Origin of the sequence: Pseudomonas sp. DE0157 (assembly GCF_007678615.1) — a bacterium.
Classification (GTDB): domain Bacteria; phylum Pseudomonadota; class Gammaproteobacteria; order Pseudomonadales; family Pseudomonadaceae; genus Aquipseudomonas; species Aquipseudomonas parafulva_B.
Genome location: NZ_VEJN01000001.1, coordinates 131,366 through 146,453, shown reverse-complemented (window position 1 = coordinate 146,453; position 15,088 = coordinate 131,366). Strand labels below are relative to the sequence as shown.

16 protein-coding genes are annotated in these 15,088 nt (G+C 64.0%); 10 read left to right on the top strand and 6 right to left on the bottom strand.

Annotation, left to right across the window (positions count from 1 at the left end; translation table 11 throughout):
* Positions 1–124: 124 nt before the first annotated feature.
* Positions 125–745: a LysE family translocator gene (locus FS777_RS00645; protein WP_058638973.1), complete on the top strand. Its 621-nt coding sequence runs from the start codon at positions 125–127 to the stop codon at positions 743–745.
* Between the two features lie 126 nt (positions 746–871).
* Here the strand turns inward: FS777_RS00645 and FS777_RS00640 are convergent, their stop codons facing one another.
* Together FS777_RS00640 and FS777_RS00635 are read right to left on the bottom strand one after the other, a co-directional pair.
* Positions 872–2,194 (bottom strand): APC family permease, encoded by a 1,323-nt coding sequence (locus tag FS777_RS00640; RefSeq protein WP_145253588.1) that lies wholly within the window; start codon positions 2,192–2,194, stop codon positions 872–874.
* An 83-nt stretch (positions 2,195–2,277) separates the two neighbouring features.
* Entirely contained in the window at positions 2,278–3,102 is an 825-nt protein-coding gene (locus FS777_RS00635; RefSeq protein WP_145253586.1) for a carbon-nitrogen hydrolase family protein, read from the bottom strand.
* A 317-nt stretch (positions 3,103–3,419) separates the two neighbouring features.
* On the opposite strand from FS777_RS00635, the gene FS777_RS00630 reads away from it, so the two are divergent.
* Positions 3,420–4,199, top strand: coding sequence for a helix-turn-helix transcriptional regulator (locus FS777_RS00630; RefSeq protein ID WP_145253583.1), 780 nt, complete (start codon positions 3,420–3,422; stop codon positions 4,197–4,199).
* Between the two features lie 16 nt (positions 4,200–4,215).
* On the opposite strand, the gene FS777_RS00625 is transcribed toward FS777_RS00630, so the two are convergent.
* Positions 4,216–4,872: a hypothetical protein gene (locus tag FS777_RS00625; protein ID WP_145253580.1), complete on the bottom strand. Its 657-nt coding sequence runs from the start codon at positions 4,870–4,872 to the stop codon at positions 4,216–4,218.
* Between the two features lie 168 nt (positions 4,873–5,040).
* Between FS777_RS00625 and FS777_RS00620 the strand changes: the two genes are divergently transcribed.
* The 5 genes from FS777_RS00620 to FS777_RS00600 all read left to right on the top strand — a co-directional run bounded on the left by FS777_RS00620 (position 5,041) and on the right by FS777_RS00600 (position 9,403).
* Positions 5,041–5,802 (top strand): DUF2076 domain-containing protein, encoded by a 762-nt coding sequence (locus FS777_RS00620; RefSeq protein WP_145253577.1) that lies wholly within the window; start codon positions 5,041–5,043, stop codon positions 5,800–5,802.
* Between the two features lie 71 nt (positions 5,803–5,873).
* Positions 5,874–6,353, top strand: a complete 480-nt coding sequence (locus FS777_RS00615) for an NYN domain-containing protein (protein ID WP_023534583.1) — start codon at positions 5,874–5,876, stop codon at positions 6,351–6,353.
* A 7-nt stretch (positions 6,354–6,360) separates the two neighbouring features.
* The gene (locus tag FS777_RS00610; protein ID WP_058603609.1) at positions 6,361–6,966 is read left to right on the top strand and encodes a PolC-type DNA polymerase III; all 606 of its coding nucleotides are present in this window, start codon (positions 6,361–6,363) and stop codon (positions 6,964–6,966) included.
* Between the two features lie 130 nt (positions 6,967–7,096).
* Entirely contained in the window at positions 7,097–7,990 is an 894-nt protein-coding gene (yedA, locus tag FS777_RS00605; protein WP_100852575.1) for a drug/metabolite exporter YedA, read from the top strand.
* Between the two features lie 81 nt (positions 7,991–8,071).
* Positions 8,072–9,403, top strand: coding sequence for a DEAD/DEAH box helicase (locus tag FS777_RS00600; RefSeq protein WP_145253574.1), 1,332 nt, complete (start codon positions 8,072–8,074; stop codon positions 9,401–9,403).
* 190 nt (positions 9,404–9,593) lie between these two features.
* Here FS777_RS00600 and FS777_RS00595 read toward each other — a convergent pair whose 3' ends face one another.
* From FS777_RS00595 to FS777_RS00585, 3 genes are all read right to left on the bottom strand, one after another.
* Positions 9,594–10,847, bottom strand: a complete 1,254-nt coding sequence (locus tag FS777_RS00595) for a TIGR03862 family flavoprotein (RefSeq protein ID WP_145253571.1) — start codon at positions 10,845–10,847, stop codon at positions 9,594–9,596.
* 148 nt (positions 10,848–10,995) lie between these two features.
* Complete coding sequence (locus FS777_RS00590) at positions 10,996–11,910, bottom strand: histone deacetylase (protein ID WP_058638431.1); 915 nt, start codon at positions 11,908–11,910, stop codon at positions 10,996–10,998.
* A gap of 111 nt (positions 11,911–12,021) precedes the next feature.
* Positions 12,022–12,708: a histidine phosphatase family protein gene (locus FS777_RS00585; RefSeq protein WP_058638430.1), complete on the bottom strand. Its 687-nt coding sequence runs from the start codon at positions 12,706–12,708 to the stop codon at positions 12,022–12,024.
* Between the two features lie 181 nt (positions 12,709–12,889).
* Between FS777_RS00585 and FS777_RS00580 the strand changes: the two genes are divergently transcribed.
* The 3 genes from FS777_RS00580 to FS777_RS00570 all read left to right on the top strand — a co-directional run bounded on the left by FS777_RS00580 (position 12,890) and on the right by FS777_RS00570 (position 15,060).
* Positions 12,890–13,462 (top strand): GNAT family N-acetyltransferase, encoded by a 573-nt coding sequence (locus FS777_RS00580; RefSeq protein WP_145253569.1) that lies wholly within the window; start codon positions 12,890–12,892, stop codon positions 13,460–13,462.
* Between the two features lie 141 nt (positions 13,463–13,603).
* The gene (gene tesB / locus FS777_RS00575; protein ID WP_100850760.1) at positions 13,604–14,473 is read left to right on the top strand and encodes an acyl-CoA thioesterase II; all 870 of its coding nucleotides are present in this window, start codon (positions 13,604–13,606) and stop codon (positions 14,471–14,473) included.
* The gene (locus FS777_RS00570; RefSeq protein ID WP_058638427.1) at positions 14,470–15,060 is read left to right on the top strand and encodes an HAD family hydrolase; all 591 of its coding nucleotides are present in this window, start codon (positions 14,470–14,472) and stop codon (positions 15,058–15,060) included. Before tesB ends, FS777_RS00570 begins: the two co-directional genes overlap by 4 nt.
* The last annotated feature ends 28 nt before the right edge of the window (positions 15,061–15,088 follow it).

Below are 15,088 nucleotides of genomic sequence, written 5' to 3'. Positions count from 1 at the left end.
CGTCGGAATTAACCGGCCATATTTGAAGTGCGTAGGCTTTGCCCTCTGCGTTAGAGAGACGACTTCTAGCAGACAGCCTTTTGAGGTTAACTGCCCCACTCAAGCACGCCGAGGCCATCTCCCTATGTCAATTATTGACAACCTGATTGCGTTCACTTTCGCAGCAACACTGTTAACCCTGACCCCCGGCCTCGACACAACTCTGATATTGAGAACGGCTACTGTAGAAGGAAAGCAGCAGGCCTTTCGCGCCGCGCTAGGCATCAACACAGGTTGCTTGCTGTGGGGCGCCGCTGTGGCGTTTGGGCTAGGCGCACTGATTGCTGTATCAGCGTTGGCGTTCAACGTTTTGAAATACTGTGGCGCCGCCTATCTAGCCTGGCTTGGGCTGAATATGCTTCTACGTCCGCGTCAATCATTGTCGCCTGTCGAGGCGGCAGTAAAGCCAAGCCATAACTGGTTCTTGAAGGGAATGACGGGAAATATCCTGAATCCCAAGATTGGTATTTTCTACGTATCCTTCTTGCCCCAATTCATCCCCCAAGGTCAGCCATTGGTTGCTTGGACGTTCGGTTTGGTCAGCATTCACGTGGCCATTGGGCTGCTATGGTCGATTATTCTGATCGCCGCCACCCAGCCATTGGCCGGGCTACTGCGTCGTGAGAAGGTCGTTGCCTGGATGGATCGTGCAACAGGTATGATCTTCGTTCTTTTTGCGGCGCGTCTCGCCTTTAGCAAACGTTGATGCCCTTGAGTAAGGCGCGGTCTATTGCCCGCAGGCTTACCATAAGACCCTAGTCATCCAATCCCAACATACCCAAGCCCGCGGGGCATACCTCCAAGCCCCGCCAGCCACACTGCCCGCCCATACTCAAGCTTCCTCGAAATGCATCTCTGGCGGCTGTTGGCGCAACCCACGAGTGATGACCAGCAGGTACAGACACCCCATGGCCAGCCAGGCCAAACCAAGGTAGATGGCCATGTGGTCCAGGCTTGCCATCAGCCACAGGTCCGCCACCAGCCCAATCAAGGGGAAGGCCAGGTACACCGTTGCAGCCTTGAGCCCGCGCTCGCCCTGGGCGATCCAGTAGTGAAAGACCACCGACAGGTTGACCAGGCTGAACGCCAGGAAAGCGCCGAAGTTGATGAACGAGGTGGAGGTCGTCACGTCCATGCGCAAGGCCAGCAGCGCGACTACGCCACACAGGACGATGCTGATGACCGGTGTGCCGAACCGTGCACTCAGTCGCCCGAACCAACGCTTGGGCAATACACCGTCGCGGCCCATGGCGAACAGCAGGCGCGAGGCGCTGGCTTGTGCCGAAAGCCCTGAGGTGAATTGCCCCACGATCAGGCCGATCAGGAAGAAACTGACGAAAATGTCCCCACCAATGGCCTTCGCGATTTCGTAGGCAGCCGAGTCCGGGTTGCTGAAGGTCGCACCAGGGTGGGCGAGTTGGACGAAGTAGCTGGCCACGATGAAGATGAAGCCGCCCAGCAGGGTGATCAGGAGGATGGCGCGAGGGATGGTCTTGCGCGGTTCATGGGTTTCTTCGGTCAAGGTGCTGACCGCATCGAAGCCCAGGAACGAATAACAGGCGATTGCGGCGCCACTCATGATCAAAGGCAGTTGGAAACCGTCCTGATGAAAGGGTGCCAGCGACCACAACGGCTGGTTCAGCTCGCCGGTGGCGTAGTGCACGGCCAGGCCCACGAAGGCTGCTAGTACCAGGAACTGCAGCAGCATCAGTACGCCATTGACGGTCTTGGCCAGTTGCAGGCCGATGATGTTGATGGCCGTGGTGACGGCAATGAAGGCCAGCACCCACACTGGCTGCGGCACCGCCGGGAAGGCCGAATGCAGGTAGGCCGCGCCGATCAGCCAGATCGCCATGGGCAGGAACAGGTAGTCCAGCAGCACCGCCCAACCGGCCAGAAAACCCAGCTTGGGGCTGATGGACTTGCGCACGTAGGTGTAGGCCGAGCAGGCGACGGGGAAGGCCTTGGCCATCTTGCCGTAGCTCAGGGCGGTGAACAGCATGGCGATGGAGGCGGCCAGGTAAGCCGAGGGCACAGCGCCCTGGGTGGTGTCGGCAAGGATGCCGAAGGTGCCCAGCACAATGATGGGGGTCATGTAGGCGATGCCGAACAGCGTCACCGCACCCAGCGACAGGGTACGTTTCAAGTGGGCCATGGTGTTACTCCGGATTGTGTTTTTTATGGAGTTCAGTGTCAGGGCCCGGCCAGGGCACTGGGCGCCAGCCGTGGCGCAAGGGTTCAGACGGTGGTCAGGATCAGTTCTCGCAAGCCGCCTGGGTGCTCGACCTGCTGGCCTGGCAGCTCGAAACGGCGCTCGGCCAGGTAGCTGTAGTCCTGGCGCGCTTGCCCGATCAGCGCCATGTCGAGGTCCAACTGCAGCCGGCAGGCGCTGCGCCCTGCCTCGCACAACAGTTGGCCGTAAGGGTCGACCACCGCGCTGCCGCCTGCAAACACCAGGTTGCCATCGCCCTGGCCGACGCGATTGACCATCACCGCATAGGCCTGGTTTTCCATGGCGCGGGCGCTGATAGCGGTGCGGTGCGTGGGGCCATACGGGTCCATGTTGCCGTTGGTCACCAGGATCAGCTCGGCCCCCAGCTGGCCCAGGGCGCGGGCGCTTTCGGGGAATTCGATGTCGAAGCAGATCAACAGCCCTACGCGCACCCCTTTGTACAGCGCCGTGGCGTAGCGATCGCCCGCCGTGAAGATGCCCTTGTCGGAGGCCCACAGGTGGGTCTTGCGGTACTTCAACGCGACACCGTCCGGGGTGATCAGCACGGTGGTGTTGTAGAAATGCCCGTCTTCGCCCGCTTCGGCAAGGCCGACCACGGCTGCCACACCCTTGTCGGTCACCGCTTGGGCGACGGCGGCAAGCGTCGGGCCGGTCAGGGGCTCGGCGATGGCCGCGATGTTGTCCTGCGTCGGAAAGCCCATCAGCTGGGTTTCCGGGAACACGATCAGGTCCACATCCGCTGCGGCGCGGTGGATCGCCTCCAGGGTGCGTTCCAGGTTGTAGGCGGTGTCGCCGTCGCGACCGGCCAGCTGGACGAGTTCTACTTTCATTGCAACTCCTGACTGCGCAGCCAAACGGCTGCCAGGTAATCGGCGCGGCGTAAAGCCAGCGCACTGCACCGGCTGAGATTACGTGCCTGCCACTTGCTGCGGCGGACGGTGATTGCCCGAGTATGCCGATGCCATCGGCGGCGGGGTAATTACGCCCTTGAGGTAACCCATAGGGGTTAGCCCTGTACAAATTCCTTCGATACTGGCTAGCGCTGCGCCGAAAACAGCACCGCAATGCCCATGCACTCCAGTACACTTTGCCTGCTCGGTTGTATTCACCCTGACCTGCATCTCACCTTTTGGTACAGAGCCCGGACATGAACCTTACACTTCAGGACATTGCCTGGCATCGGTCGGTCGGCCAGGTGATCGATGCGCTGGACCACCCCGGTTTCTGGCTGCGCCTGGTGCGGTTGCTGGAGCAATACGTGGCGTTCGACAGTTGGGTCGCGTTTCTTTTCAGCGAGCATCGCCCGCTGGTGTATGCCGAATCCCCCGGCAGTGATGGTGGGCTGGACCCGTTATTTCAGGATTACCTCAAGGGCCTTTACCTGCTGGACCCCTTCTACATCGCCAGCCGGGAGACGCCGGCAAGCGGCCTGGTGCAGCTGGCCGACGTGGCCCCTGAATGCTTCGAGCGCACCGACTATTACCAGCGTTATTTCCGCCTTAACGTTGTGGCCGATGAGGTGCAGTACAACGTGGCCCTGGATGCAGGGCGCACACTTTGCTTGTCGCTCGGTAGCCGCTCTCGCTTTGCGGGCGAGCAGATTGCGCTGCTGCACCTTCTGCAACCCTGGGTGCTGGCCACCATGCGCCAGCGCTTTCGGTTCGAGCACGATGTCGACGAAGTCACCCCGGCGCCTGCGTGGCAGAACCACCTGGCCGAGGGCTTTGGCCACCTTGAAACGCCGCTCACCGCCCGCGAACTGGAGGTGGGCCGCATGCTGCTCAGCGGCTGTTCCAGCAAGGAGATTGGCCGCAAACTCGCCATCTCCTCGGAAACTGTGCGGGTCCATCGCAAGCACATCTACCGCAAGCTGGGCATCAAGTCCCAGTCAGAGCTGTTTGCCTTGTTTCTCAAGGCTCAGCGCTAGCAGCTGGTAGCTGCGTTCACGTGCGCTGCTCAACCTCTAGCAGCATGAACAGCCGATACATGACCACCGTGCCGAACAATTGCAGGAAGCCTGCCAGGCTGTCCACGAGCAGTTGCACGCCAGGGGAAGGGTCGGGGATGGCCATCAGGATCAGGCCTTCGATCAGCCAGATCGACGCCAGCACGGCCAGCAGGCACACCAGAATGCGCAGGAAATGGCCAGTGGTCATGCGGGCGCTTTCACGCATCGCCTGCACCACGGGCAAGCCGCGCAGCACCAACAGGTATTCGCCGAACACCAGGTTGACCATGATCCACACCCCAGGGAACACGAACAAGGCCATGCCGGCCATGATCAGCAACGAGCTGATCAGCACCAGCAGCGTCAGCGCCGGCCAGAGCTGCACCGCACGGGCAAACAGGTCGCGCTTGGCGATGGCCTGGCCATTGCTGCGGGTATCGAGGTACAGGATCAGTGCTGCGCTGTACAGCGGGTAGCACAGCACGTAGATCAGCATGCCGTAGGCCGGCGAGGCCTGCTCGCCCAGCTGGCGATACAGCACCTGGGTCAGCACGGCTTCGAGCACCACCAGCGGCAGGCACAGTTGGGCAATACCGGCCAGGTGGCGGGTGAAGAAGTGGAAGGAGTCGCGCAAAACGCTCAGCGGATTCATGGGCTCAACATCGCATGGCAGTTGAAACAGGGGGTCTAACTCTAGCCCAAAGCGACCCTTGATCCGTTACTTGCTGAAAAAAGTTTCACCCCGCCGGTGATTGAATCAGCCGCGTCGACGCCCCATCTTTGAGCCTGTCCGTAGTCCCGCTACCCACGAGGTCGCCCCATGAATACCGAAGAACAATCCCTGATCGATGGCCTGTTCAGCCGCATCAAGCAGGCCGAAGACCCAAGCCAGCCCCGTGATGCGCAGGCCCAGGCCTGCATCGAGGCGCATGTGCGCCAGCAGCCGGCGGCCCCTTACTACATGGCCCAGGCGATCCTGGTGCAGGAAGCGGCCATCAAGCGCCTGGACGAACAGAACAAACAACTCGAAGCGGAACTCAAGCAGGCACGCGCCGAGGCCGAGGCTGCGCAGACCGGCGCCTCGCAGAACACAGGCGGCGGCGGTTTTCTGTCCAGCCTCTTCGGCGCTGGCGGGCGTAGCTCGGCGCCGGCACCTGCCTCTCAGCCCCAGCGTTCGGCCGCACCGTCCGCACCCGCCGGTGGCGGCTGGCGCGAACCCGCGGCACCTGGCTTCTCGCAGCCGCCGGCCCAGCAGCCGGGCTTTGGCGCAGCGCCCGCGCGCGGCGGCGCCAGCAGCTTCCTGGGCGGCGCCATGCAGACGGCTGCCGGTGTAGCCGGTGGTGTCTTGCTGGCCCAGGGCATCAGCAGCCTGTTCAACCACAACTCCCAGCCCGAAGAGGTGGTCGAGGTGATCAAGGAAGCGCCTGCGCAGGCCAGTGACAGCGGCGGCTGGAACGACCAGAACGAGCAGCAGCACGTGGCCGACAACGGCGGCTGGGGCAGCGACCAGGCCGGTTACAGTGACGCCGATTACGGCAGCGATGACGGGGGATTATTCTCCGACGACGATTCCTACGTCTGACGGCTCTGGCATACTGCTGGCCTTCGCGGGGCGCTGAACCCGCCCCCGATTCGGCCAGACGAGGTGCCAAGGTGAAAAAGATCGCGCTGTTCGCCGACGTGCAGAACCTCTATTACACCGTGCGCCAGGCCCACGGTTGCCATTTCAACTACACCGCCTTGTGGAACCAGGTCAGCCGCGAAGGCCAGATCGTCGAGGCGGTGGCCTATGCCATCGATCGGGGCGACAGCAAGCAGCAGCAGTTTCAGCAGATACTGCGCAACCTGGGTTTCGATGTGCGCCTCAAGCCCTTCATCCAGCGCAGCGATGGCTCGGCCAAGGGCGATTGGGATGTCGGCATCACCCTGGATGTGATCGATGCGGCCAGCCGCGTGGACCAGGTGGTATTGGCATCGGGTGACGGGGACTTCGACCTGCTGCTCGACCGCGTGATCCAGCGCCACGGCACCGAAGCGGTGGTCTATGGCGTACCTGGGCTGACGGCGATGTCGTTGATCCGCGCCGCCACCCGCTATGTGCCCATCGAGGGCCCGTTGTTGCTCAAGCACTAAGGTTTTTATGGAACGTATCGCTGTCATCGACTTTGAAACCACCGGCATTTCCCCAGGCACCGGTTGCCGCGCCACCGAGGTGGCCGTGGTGATGCTCGAGCGCGGGCAAATCGTCGAGCGTTATCAGAGCCTGATGAACGCGGGTGTGTCGGTGCCTGCTTTCGTGTCGGGCTTGACCGGCATCACCACCGCCATGGTGCGCAAGGCACCCCCGGTGGAGCAGGTGATGAACGAGGTGGCCGAGTTCGTGGGGGCAACGCCGCTGCTGGCCCACAACGCCGCTTTCGACCAGAAGTTCTGGGACTTCGAGCTGGGCCGCATCGGCCGCAGCCGCAGCCAGCCCTTCGCCTGCTCGCTGTTGCTGTCCCGGCGCCTGCTGCCGGCAGCCCCCAACCACAAGCTGGGCACACTGACCCGCTGGGCCGGGCTGCCCAACACTGGCACGGCCCACCGGGCCATGGCCGACGCGGAAATGGCCGCCAACCTGGTCCAGCACCTGGCCGGCGTACTGCGCCAGGACCATGGGGTGCAGCAGCCTTCCCACGACTTGTTCTGCCGCCTGCAGAAGACCCCCGCCGCCAAGGTGCGCGACGCGCTGGCAATCTATCGCTGAAGCGGGCAGCGCCTGGCGTCGCACGCCCCAGGTTGCAAGTGTGCTGCTGATCCAGCGCCCCACTGTAGGGTTGCCGCTGCGCTTCACGCCGTTAGACTGCGTCACCCGCAAAAGGATTTTCGACTCGACCATGTCCAGCACCCGCCGCTTCCCGCTTCTGCTAATCGGGGCCTTCGTGGCCCTGTATTTCGTATGGGGTTCAACCTACCTGTTTATCCGCATCGGTGTGGAAAGCTGGCCGCCCATGCTCATGGCCGGGGTCCGCTTTCTGATTGCCGGAGGGCTGTTGTACGGCTTCATGCGCTGGCGAGGGGCGCCATCGCCGTCCTGGCCGCAGTGGCGGGCAGCGGGGCTGGTGGGCTTCTTGCTGCTCAGCTGTGGCAACGGGGGCGTGACCATCGCCGAACATGCGGGCGTGGCGTCCGGCGTGGCAGCGCTGGCGGTGGCGACCGTGCCCTTGTTCACCCTGGTGTTTGGGCTGATGTTCGGTTACCGCAACTCGGCGCTCGAATGGGCGGGCATCGTCCTGGGCCTGACTGGCATCGGCCTGCTCAACCTGGGCTCCAACCTGCAGGCGAGCCCGCTTGGCGCGGCGCTGCTGATCTTCGCCGCCGCCTCGTGGGCGTTTGGGTCGGTGTGGAGCAAGCGCCTGCCCATGCCACCGGGCCCCATGGCCAGCGCCGCACAGATGCTGGTCGGCGGCACGGCATTGCTGCTGGGCAGCCTGCTGTCGGGTGAACGCATGACGCAGATGCCCACCGCTGCCGGCTGGGGCGCGCTGGCCTACCTGGTGTTCTTCGGCTCGATCCTGGCGTTCAGCGCCTACATGTACCTGCTCAAGCACGTTCGCCCGGCGGCCGCCACCAGCTATGCCTACGTCAACCCGGCCGTGGCGGTGCTGTTGGGCATCGTGTTCGCCGGCGAGCAGATCGGTGCCGAGGAGTGCGTTGCCATGGCCGTGATCATCGGCGCGGTAGTCCTGATCGGCCTGCCGCAGTGGCGCAAGGCGCGACCCGTCGCGTAGCCGCTCGACCGGGAAACCTGCAAGTGCACAGGGGGGATGCGGTAGACTTGCCGGCTTCGCTGAACCCCTGATGGTATTGCCATGAATTTCGCCAAACTCGGCCTGATCGAACCCTTGCTGCGCACCCTTGAGCAGCGCGATTACACCACCCCGACCCCGGTACAGGCCCAGGCCATCCCCGCCGTGCTGGCCGGCCGCGACCTGATGGCCGCCGCCCAGACCGGCACCGGCAAGACCGCAGGTTTTGCCCTGCCCGTGTTGCAACGCCTGGCGCTCGAAGGCGAGAAGGTCGCGGCCAACTCGATTCGTGCCCTGGTCCTGGTGCCCACCCGTGAACTGGCCGAGCAGGTGCATACCAACGTGCGCGAATACGCCGAGCACCTGCCGCTGAGTACCTATGCGGTGTATGGCGGGGTCAGCATCAACCCGCAGATGATGCGCCTGCGCCGCGGTGTGGACCTGCTGGTGGCGACCCCGGGCCGGCTGCTGGACCTGTATCGCCAGAACGCGATCAAGTTCAACCAGGTGCAGATTCTGGTGCTCGATGAAGCCGACCGCATGCTCGACCTGGGGTTTGCCGAGGAGCTGCAATCGGTCTATGCCGCGCTGCCCCGCAAACGCCAGACGCTGTTGTTCTCGGCGACGTTCTCGGACCAGATCCGCATGCTCGCAGGGCTCGCGCTCAACGACCCGCTCAGCATCGAAGTCAGCCCGCGCAATGCCACGGCCGCGAGCGTCAAGCAATGGCTGGTGACGGTGGACAAGAAGCGCAAGGTCGACCTGTTCTGCCACCTGTTGCGCAAGCAGCGCTGGAAACAGGTGCTGGTCTTCGCCAAGACCCGCAATGGCGTCGATCAGCTGGTCGAGCGTTTGCTGGCCGAAGGGGTCAAGGCCGACGGCATCCATGGTGACCGCCCGCAAGCGACGCGGCAACGGGCGCTGGACAGCTTCAAGGCACGCGAAGTGCAGGTGCTGGTGGCCACCGACGTGGCTGCGCGCGGGCTGGACATCGACGACCTGCCGCTGGTGGTCAACCTGGACCTGCCGATCGTGGCCGAAGACTATGTGCACCGTATCGGTCGCACCGGCCGTGCGGGCAACACGGGCGAGGCGATTTCGCTGGTGTGCGCCGACGAGGTGCAATTGCTGGCGGCCATCGAGGTACTGACCCGCCAGACGCTGGCGCGTCATGAAGAGCCTGATTTCATTCCTGATCACCGGGTACCGCTGACCGATGCCGGTGGTCAAGTGATAAAAAAGCCCAAGAAACCGAAGAAGCCCAAGGAAAACAGTGCCAAGCGCGGGCTGGGGCGGTGGATGGACAGTGACGAGGCAGGTACCGCGCCACCTGCGGTGAAGGCGGTGCGCAAGGTGCCTAGCTTCAATGGGGGGCCGCGCAAGCGCAAGCCTTGAGCGGGTTTGGACAGGTCTAGGGCAGGGCCCTGGTTGTTTGCGGGTGTCGTGCAGGGTTGCACAGCCGGCCCGGCGATTTGTCATACGGGGCTGAAACTCTGGGGCCACGCAGCGGCCCCCAACGGGCTTGAATACAGAACAGAAGACCTTCAGACCACAACGCAACCCCTCACCCCACCCAACCCCGCGATCAGCCCGGCGTCTTCCCCCGCCGCCCCACCCAAGCCGCCGCCGCCCGCCCGGCGCGCAGCCCGCTGGCGAAGCAGGCAGTCAGCAGGTACCCGCCTGTTGGCGCTTCCCAGTCCAGCATTTCGCCTGCACAGAACACCCCTGGCATGTGCTTTATCATCAGCCCCTCATCCAGGCTTTCGAAGCGGACCCCGCCGGCACTGCTGATCGCTTCGTCCAGGGGGCGAGTGCGCACCAGCGTGATCGGCAGGGCCTTGATCGCCCGAGCAAGGGAGGACGGGTCGGCGAAGGTTGCCGGGTCGGTCAGTTCACGCAGCAGCGCTGCCTTGACTCCGTCCAGGCCCAATTGCCCTTGCAAGTGCTTGGCCATGGACCGCGAGCCCCTCGGCCGTGCCAGCGCCTGGGCAATTTTGTCCACAGGCTTGTCCGGTAGCAGGTCCAGTACCAGCACACCGCTGCCACGCTGCTCGATGGCCGTGCGCACCTGCGCCGACCAGGCGTAGACCAGGCTGCCTTCCACACCCTGGGCGGTCAGGATGAATTCGCCTTTGCGCGGTGTGCTGCCGGGTACGCTCAACGCAATGTTCTTGACCGGCGCCCCTGCGAACTTGTCGGTGAGCACTGCGCTCCAGCCCGCCACCTCGAACCCGCAATTGCTCGGTCGTAGGGGTGAGATATCCACAGCCCGGTCGGCCAGGGTTGCTTGCCAGCGCCCATCAGACCCCAACCGCGCCCAACTGCCGCCACCCAGCGCCAGTACTACCACCGCAGGCCGGACCAGCCGCTCGCCCTGTGGATAAGCAATCCGCAGCGCGCCGTCCTCGCTCCAGCCCAGCCAGCGATGACGGTTGTGGATAACCACGCCGCTTTCACGCAGGCGCTTGAGCCACGCGCGCAAAAGCGGGGCGGCTTTCATGTCGGCGGGGAACACGCGGCCCGAGCTGCCTATGAACGTGGCAATGCCCAGCGCGTGAATCCACTGGCGCAAGGCGTTGGCATCAAAATCGCGCAGCAGCCCGTCAACCTCGCCCTGGCGCTCGGCATACCGCGCCGCAAAGGCAGGGTAGGGCTCGGAATGGGTGATGTTCATGCCACCCACGCCCGCCAGCAGAAACTTGCGACCTACTGAAGGCATGGCGTCGAACACTTCCACCGCAAGCCCGGCCTGTGCCAGGGCTTCAGCCGCCATCAGGCCGGCAGGGCCGCCCCCGATGACAGCGGCGACAGGAAGGGCGGGGTGACTTACTTCGGACATGATCGGCTGCAGGCTGTGGAAAAGACGCGCATTCTAACGCAGCACGCCTCCCACAAGCACTGATCAAAAAATGATCAATATCGCGCAAACAGCGCCATCAAAGGGCTACAGCCTGTTTCGCTCAGGTTATCCACAAGCGGTTCCACAGTCATTGTGCACAACGCAAGACTTTGGCTGCCGTGTGATGAAGCACACCGTGACGCTTGGCCAGTGCTTTGCGGTCCTTGCTGTAGCCGCCCCCGATCACACCCATGACCGGAATATCGCGCCCCAGGCACTGGCCGAGCACGCGCTCGTCACGTGCGGCCAGCCCTGCATCGGTGATTTGCAGATAACCCAGGGCATCGTCCTTGTGAACATCGACTCCGGCGTCGTACAGCACCAGGTCAGGCTGATAGAGCGGCAGCAGGTAATTGAGCGCCTCATCCACCACTTGCAGGTAAGCGTCGTCCCCCATGCCGCGTGGCAGGGGAATGTCCCAATCGCTTTGTGCCTTGCGGGCCGGGAAGTTCTGCTCGCAATGCAGGGAGACGGTAATGGCGTCGGGTGTGTCCTCAAGCATGCGCGCAGTCCCGTCTCCTTGATGGACATCGCAATCGAAAATCAGCACCCGATGCACGCGACCGGCTTCAAGCAGGTACCGGCTGATCACGGCCAGGTCATTGAAGATGCAGAAGCCGGCCGGGTGGTCGTAGTGGGCATGGTGAGTGCCCCCGGCCAGGTGGCAGGCCACCCCGTGTTGCAGGGCCATCTCGGCCGTCAACAACGACCCCCCGACCGCGCGTACGGTGCGCCGCGCCAGCGCTTCGCTCCACGGCAGGCCCAGGCGGCGCTGGTCCTCGCGCGACAGCTCGCCGTGCATGTAGCGCTCGATGTAATGGCGATCGTGGGCCAGCGCGAGAATGTCATTGGGGCAGATGTCGGGCCGCAGCAACGCCTGGTCAGTGGTCAACCCGCTGTCGATCAGGTGATCGTGCAGCAGACGAAACTTGTCCATCGGAAAACGATGGTCCGGCGGAAACTCAGGGCTGTAGTCTTCGTGGTAGATCAGCGGCAGCGACATGGGTTATCCACAGCAGGGAACAGCCTCGATCTTGCCATGAGTGGCCTACGGCTGTGGAAAACTTTGCTGGCGCCAACTCGAAGCCGGTGGCGGCCCATGCAGTGGGCACTTTCAACGTGCGGCACTGGCCAGCACGCGCTGCCATGCGGGCTCGTTCAAGCGCCCCAGAATGCGTGCCTTACCGTTGTCGTCCACGGAAACGAACAGGGCGCTGGCATAACCGCTGTCCCGTTCGCCGCCGGCAACGTTCTGCTGACGAGCGAACTGATCGACGCAGCCGCTATGGGTTACCAGCACCAAGTTGTGTTCGGTGCGTTTGGCGGCCAGCGCCTGGGCCGGGAAGCTGCCGTCGCACTGCCCGATCCATTCCCGCGTGGCGACCGGCTGCCCCAGAATGAAATGCGCCGTCTGCTGGGTGCGTACCTTCGGGCTGCTCAACAGGTCGGCATCGGCCAGCCCCAGATGCTTGAGACCTTCGCCCACGCGCCCGGCAGCCTGGCTGCCGGCCACCGTGATGCCCGCTGGGTCGTCCAGGCAAGGGCCTGGTGCGCTGTCGCAGCGCTCGGCATGGCGGATCATGACGATCACCGCACCGTTGGCCCAGGCCTGGAGCAGGCCGCTTTTGCTGAGTTGTTGCTGGCTACCAAGGTCCACGATGGAGGTTCTCGTCATAAACCAGGAGGTCGATGCCGCCACGGCCAGGCTCAGGCTCAAGGCGACGGTCACGGCGCGGCGCGGCAGCCATCGCTTGCGCGGTGAATGCAAGGCGTAGGGCGGCAGGGTGTTGCTCGACAGCATGGGTGGCTCCGACAAGAAAACCGCGCGCTGGGCGCGGCAGGGATGGCGGCATTTTGCTAACCCACGTGTTGCCAGCCGGTGAAGCGCATGTGAAAAATGCATTCGGCTACCCGTCACCCGGTGCCCCGCCGTGGCTGCGCCTACGCTGTACACTGCATCACGCCAAAACGGAGCGAACCCCATGACCCCCATTCTGGAACTGGAAAGCGCGCGGCTGATCCTGCGCCAATGGCAGGACGAGGATCTGCGCGAGTTCGCTGCCCTGTGCGCCGACCCCCAGGTCATGCGGTATTTCCCCGCGCCGCTCACACGTCTGGAAGCGGCTGCCTTGATCGGCCGCATCCGCGGGCATTTTCATGAGTACGGGTTTGGCCTGTGGGCGCTTGAGCGCAAGGACAGTGGCGCGTTCATCGGCATGACGGGCCTGCTCAACGTCAATTTCGACGCGCCCTTCGCCCCGGCGATCGAGATCGGCTGGCGCCTGGCACGCCGGCACTGGGGCCTGGGGTTTGCCAGTGAGGCGGCCTGGACGTGCTTGCGCTGTGCGTTCGCCCAGCTGCAGGTCGAGCAGGTGGTGTCCTTCACCAGTACCCTCAACCTGCCCTCGCAGAAGGTCATGCAAGCCATCGGCATGGAGCAGGACCTGGCAGGCAGCTTCGACCACCCGCGTGTCGCCCTCGGCCATTCCCTGCGCCCGCATGTGCTGTACCGGATCGATCGCTCGCGGTGGGAGCAGACCTTGCGGGCCGAGTGAACCGCCAGGGGGGCCAGCGGTGTCAAACCCTGTATCATTTGCGCTATTGGACGGTGCGGCTCATGCGTGGGCTGCGCCGGTTGAATCGAGCGCCGGCCCACGGCGCCTTGTGAGCACGCCTTGCGTCTACGGAGAACCCCGATGAGTCATGTGTTGGACGACCTGGTCGACCTGTTGAGCCTCGAAGCCATTGAAGAAAACCTGTTCCGCGGCCGCAGCCAGGACCTGGGTTTTCGCCAGCTGTATGGCGGCCAGGTGCTGGGCCAGTCCTTGTCGGCCGCCAGCCAGACGGTAGAGGATGCCCGCCATGTGCACTCGCTGCACGGCTACTTCCTGCGCCCGGGCGATGCCAGCCTGCCGGTGGTGTATTCGGTGGACCGCGTGCGCGACGGTGGCAGTTTCAGTACCCGCCGTGTCACGGCGATTCAGAAGGGCAAGACGATCTTTACCTGCAGCGCGTCGTTCCAATACGACGAAGAAGGGTTCACCCACCAGGCGCAGATGCCCGATGTAGTCGGCCCTGAAAACCTGCCCACCGAAGTGGAACTGGCCAGCGCCATGGCCGATCAGCTGCCTGAGCGCATCCGCGACAAGGTGCTGTGCGCCAAGCCCATCGAGATTCGCCCGGTGACCGAACGTGATCCGTTCAACCCCAAGCCCGGCGACCCGGTGAAATACGCCTGGTTCCGCGCCGATGGCAACCTGCCGGCCGTCCCTGCGCTGCACAAGTACATCCTGGCCTACGCCTCTGATTTCGGGCTGTTGACCACCTCGATGCTGCCCCATGGCAAGTCGGTCTGGCAGCGCGACATGCAGATCGCAAGCCTGGACCACTCCTTATGGTTCCACGGCAATCTGCGCGCCGATCAATGGCTGCTGTATGCCACCGACAGCCCTTGGGCAGGCAATGCCCGTGGCTTCTGCCGGGGCAGTATCTTCAACCAGGCCGGCCAGCTGGTTGCCTCGTCCAGCCAGGAAGGCCTGATTCGTCATCGCAAGGACTGGGCATGAACCTCGGCCAGGTGCGCCATTGGGTGTTCGACATGGACGGCACCCTGACCGTCGCCGCGCATGATTTTGCCGCTATCCGCGTGAAGCTGGGCATCCCGCCCAAGGACGACATCCTGGCGCACCTGGCGGCCTTGCCCGCCGACGAAGCCGCCGCCAAGCATGCCTGGCTGCTGGAGCACGAGCGTCATCTGGCGTTTGCCTCCAGAGCCGCCCAAGGGGCGGTGGAGTTGGTCCGTGAGCTGGCCAGCCGCGGTTGCCAGCTGGGCATCCTTACCCGCAATGCCCGCGAGCTGGCGCACATCACGCTCGAGGCCATTGGCCTTGCCGACTGTTTTCCGGTGGCGCACATTCTTGGGCGTGATGAAGCGCAGCCCAAGCCCAGCCCCGATGGGCTGCTCAAGATCGCCGGTGCCTGGGGCGTCGCGCCGCAGGCGATGGTGATGGTCGGCGACCACCGCTTCGACCTGGACTGCGGGCGAGCCGCCGGTGCGGGCACGGTACTCGTGAACCAGCCGCACGACGCCTGGCCGGGCCTTGCCGATCGACATGCGCCCGACTGCCATGCTTTGAAGCGTATGCTGGGCTGAACCGACGCTCGCCGGCCACTTTCCTTTT

What these genes read in the sequence shown, in the direction of transcription:
- yedA (WP_100852575.1), top strand. Translation starts at nt 7,097, where the DNA reads ATGTCCAGCACCCGCCGCTTCCCGCTTCTGCTAATCGGGGCCTTCGTG.
- FS777_RS00585 (WP_058638430.1), bottom strand. Translation starts at nt 12,708, where the DNA reads ATGCTGTCGAGCAACACCCTGCCGCCCTACGCCTTGCATTCACCGCGC.
- FS777_RS00620 (WP_145253577.1), top strand. Translation starts at nt 5,041, where the DNA reads ATGAATACCGAAGAACAATCCCTGATCGATGGCCTGTTCAGCCGCATC.
- FS777_RS00590 (WP_058638431.1), bottom strand. Translation starts at nt 11,910, where the DNA reads ATGTCGCTGCCGCTGATCTACCACGAAGACTACAGCCCTGAGTTTCCG.
- FS777_RS00595 (WP_145253571.1), bottom strand. Translation starts at nt 10,847, where the DNA reads ATGTCCGAAGTAAGTCACCCCGCCCTTCCTGTCGCCGCTGTCATCGGG.
- FS777_RS00580 (WP_145253569.1), top strand. Translation starts at nt 12,890, where the DNA reads ATGACCCCCATTCTGGAACTGGAAAGCGCGCGGCTGATCCTGCGCCAA.
- FS777_RS00640 (WP_145253588.1), bottom strand. Translation starts at nt 2,194, where the DNA reads ATGGCCCACTTGAAACGTACCCTGTCGCTGGGTGCGGTGACGCTGTTC.
- FS777_RS00625 (WP_145253580.1), bottom strand. Translation starts at nt 4,872, where the DNA reads ATGAATCCGCTGAGCGTTTTGCGCGACTCCTTCCACTTCTTCACCCGC.
- FS777_RS00570 (WP_058638427.1), top strand. Translation starts at nt 14,470, where the DNA reads ATGAACCTCGGCCAGGTGCGCCATTGGGTGTTCGACATGGACGGCACC.
- FS777_RS00600 (WP_145253574.1), top strand. Translation starts at nt 8,072, where the DNA reads ATGAATTTCGCCAAACTCGGCCTGATCGAACCCTTGCTGCGCACCCTT.
- FS777_RS00645 (WP_058638973.1), top strand. Translation starts at nt 125, where the DNA reads ATGTCAATTATTGACAACCTGATTGCGTTCACTTTCGCAGCAACACTG.
- tesB (WP_100850760.1), top strand. Translation starts at nt 13,604, where the DNA reads ATGAGTCATGTGTTGGACGACCTGGTCGACCTGTTGAGCCTCGAAGCC.
- FS777_RS00610 (WP_058603609.1), top strand. Translation starts at nt 6,361, where the DNA reads ATGGAACGTATCGCTGTCATCGACTTTGAAACCACCGGCATTTCCCCA.
- FS777_RS00630 (WP_145253583.1), top strand. Translation starts at nt 3,420, where the DNA reads ATGAACCTTACACTTCAGGACATTGCCTGGCATCGGTCGGTCGGCCAG.
- FS777_RS00635 (WP_145253586.1), bottom strand. Translation starts at nt 3,102, where the DNA reads ATGAAAGTAGAACTCGTCCAGCTGGCCGGTCGCGACGGCGACACCGCC.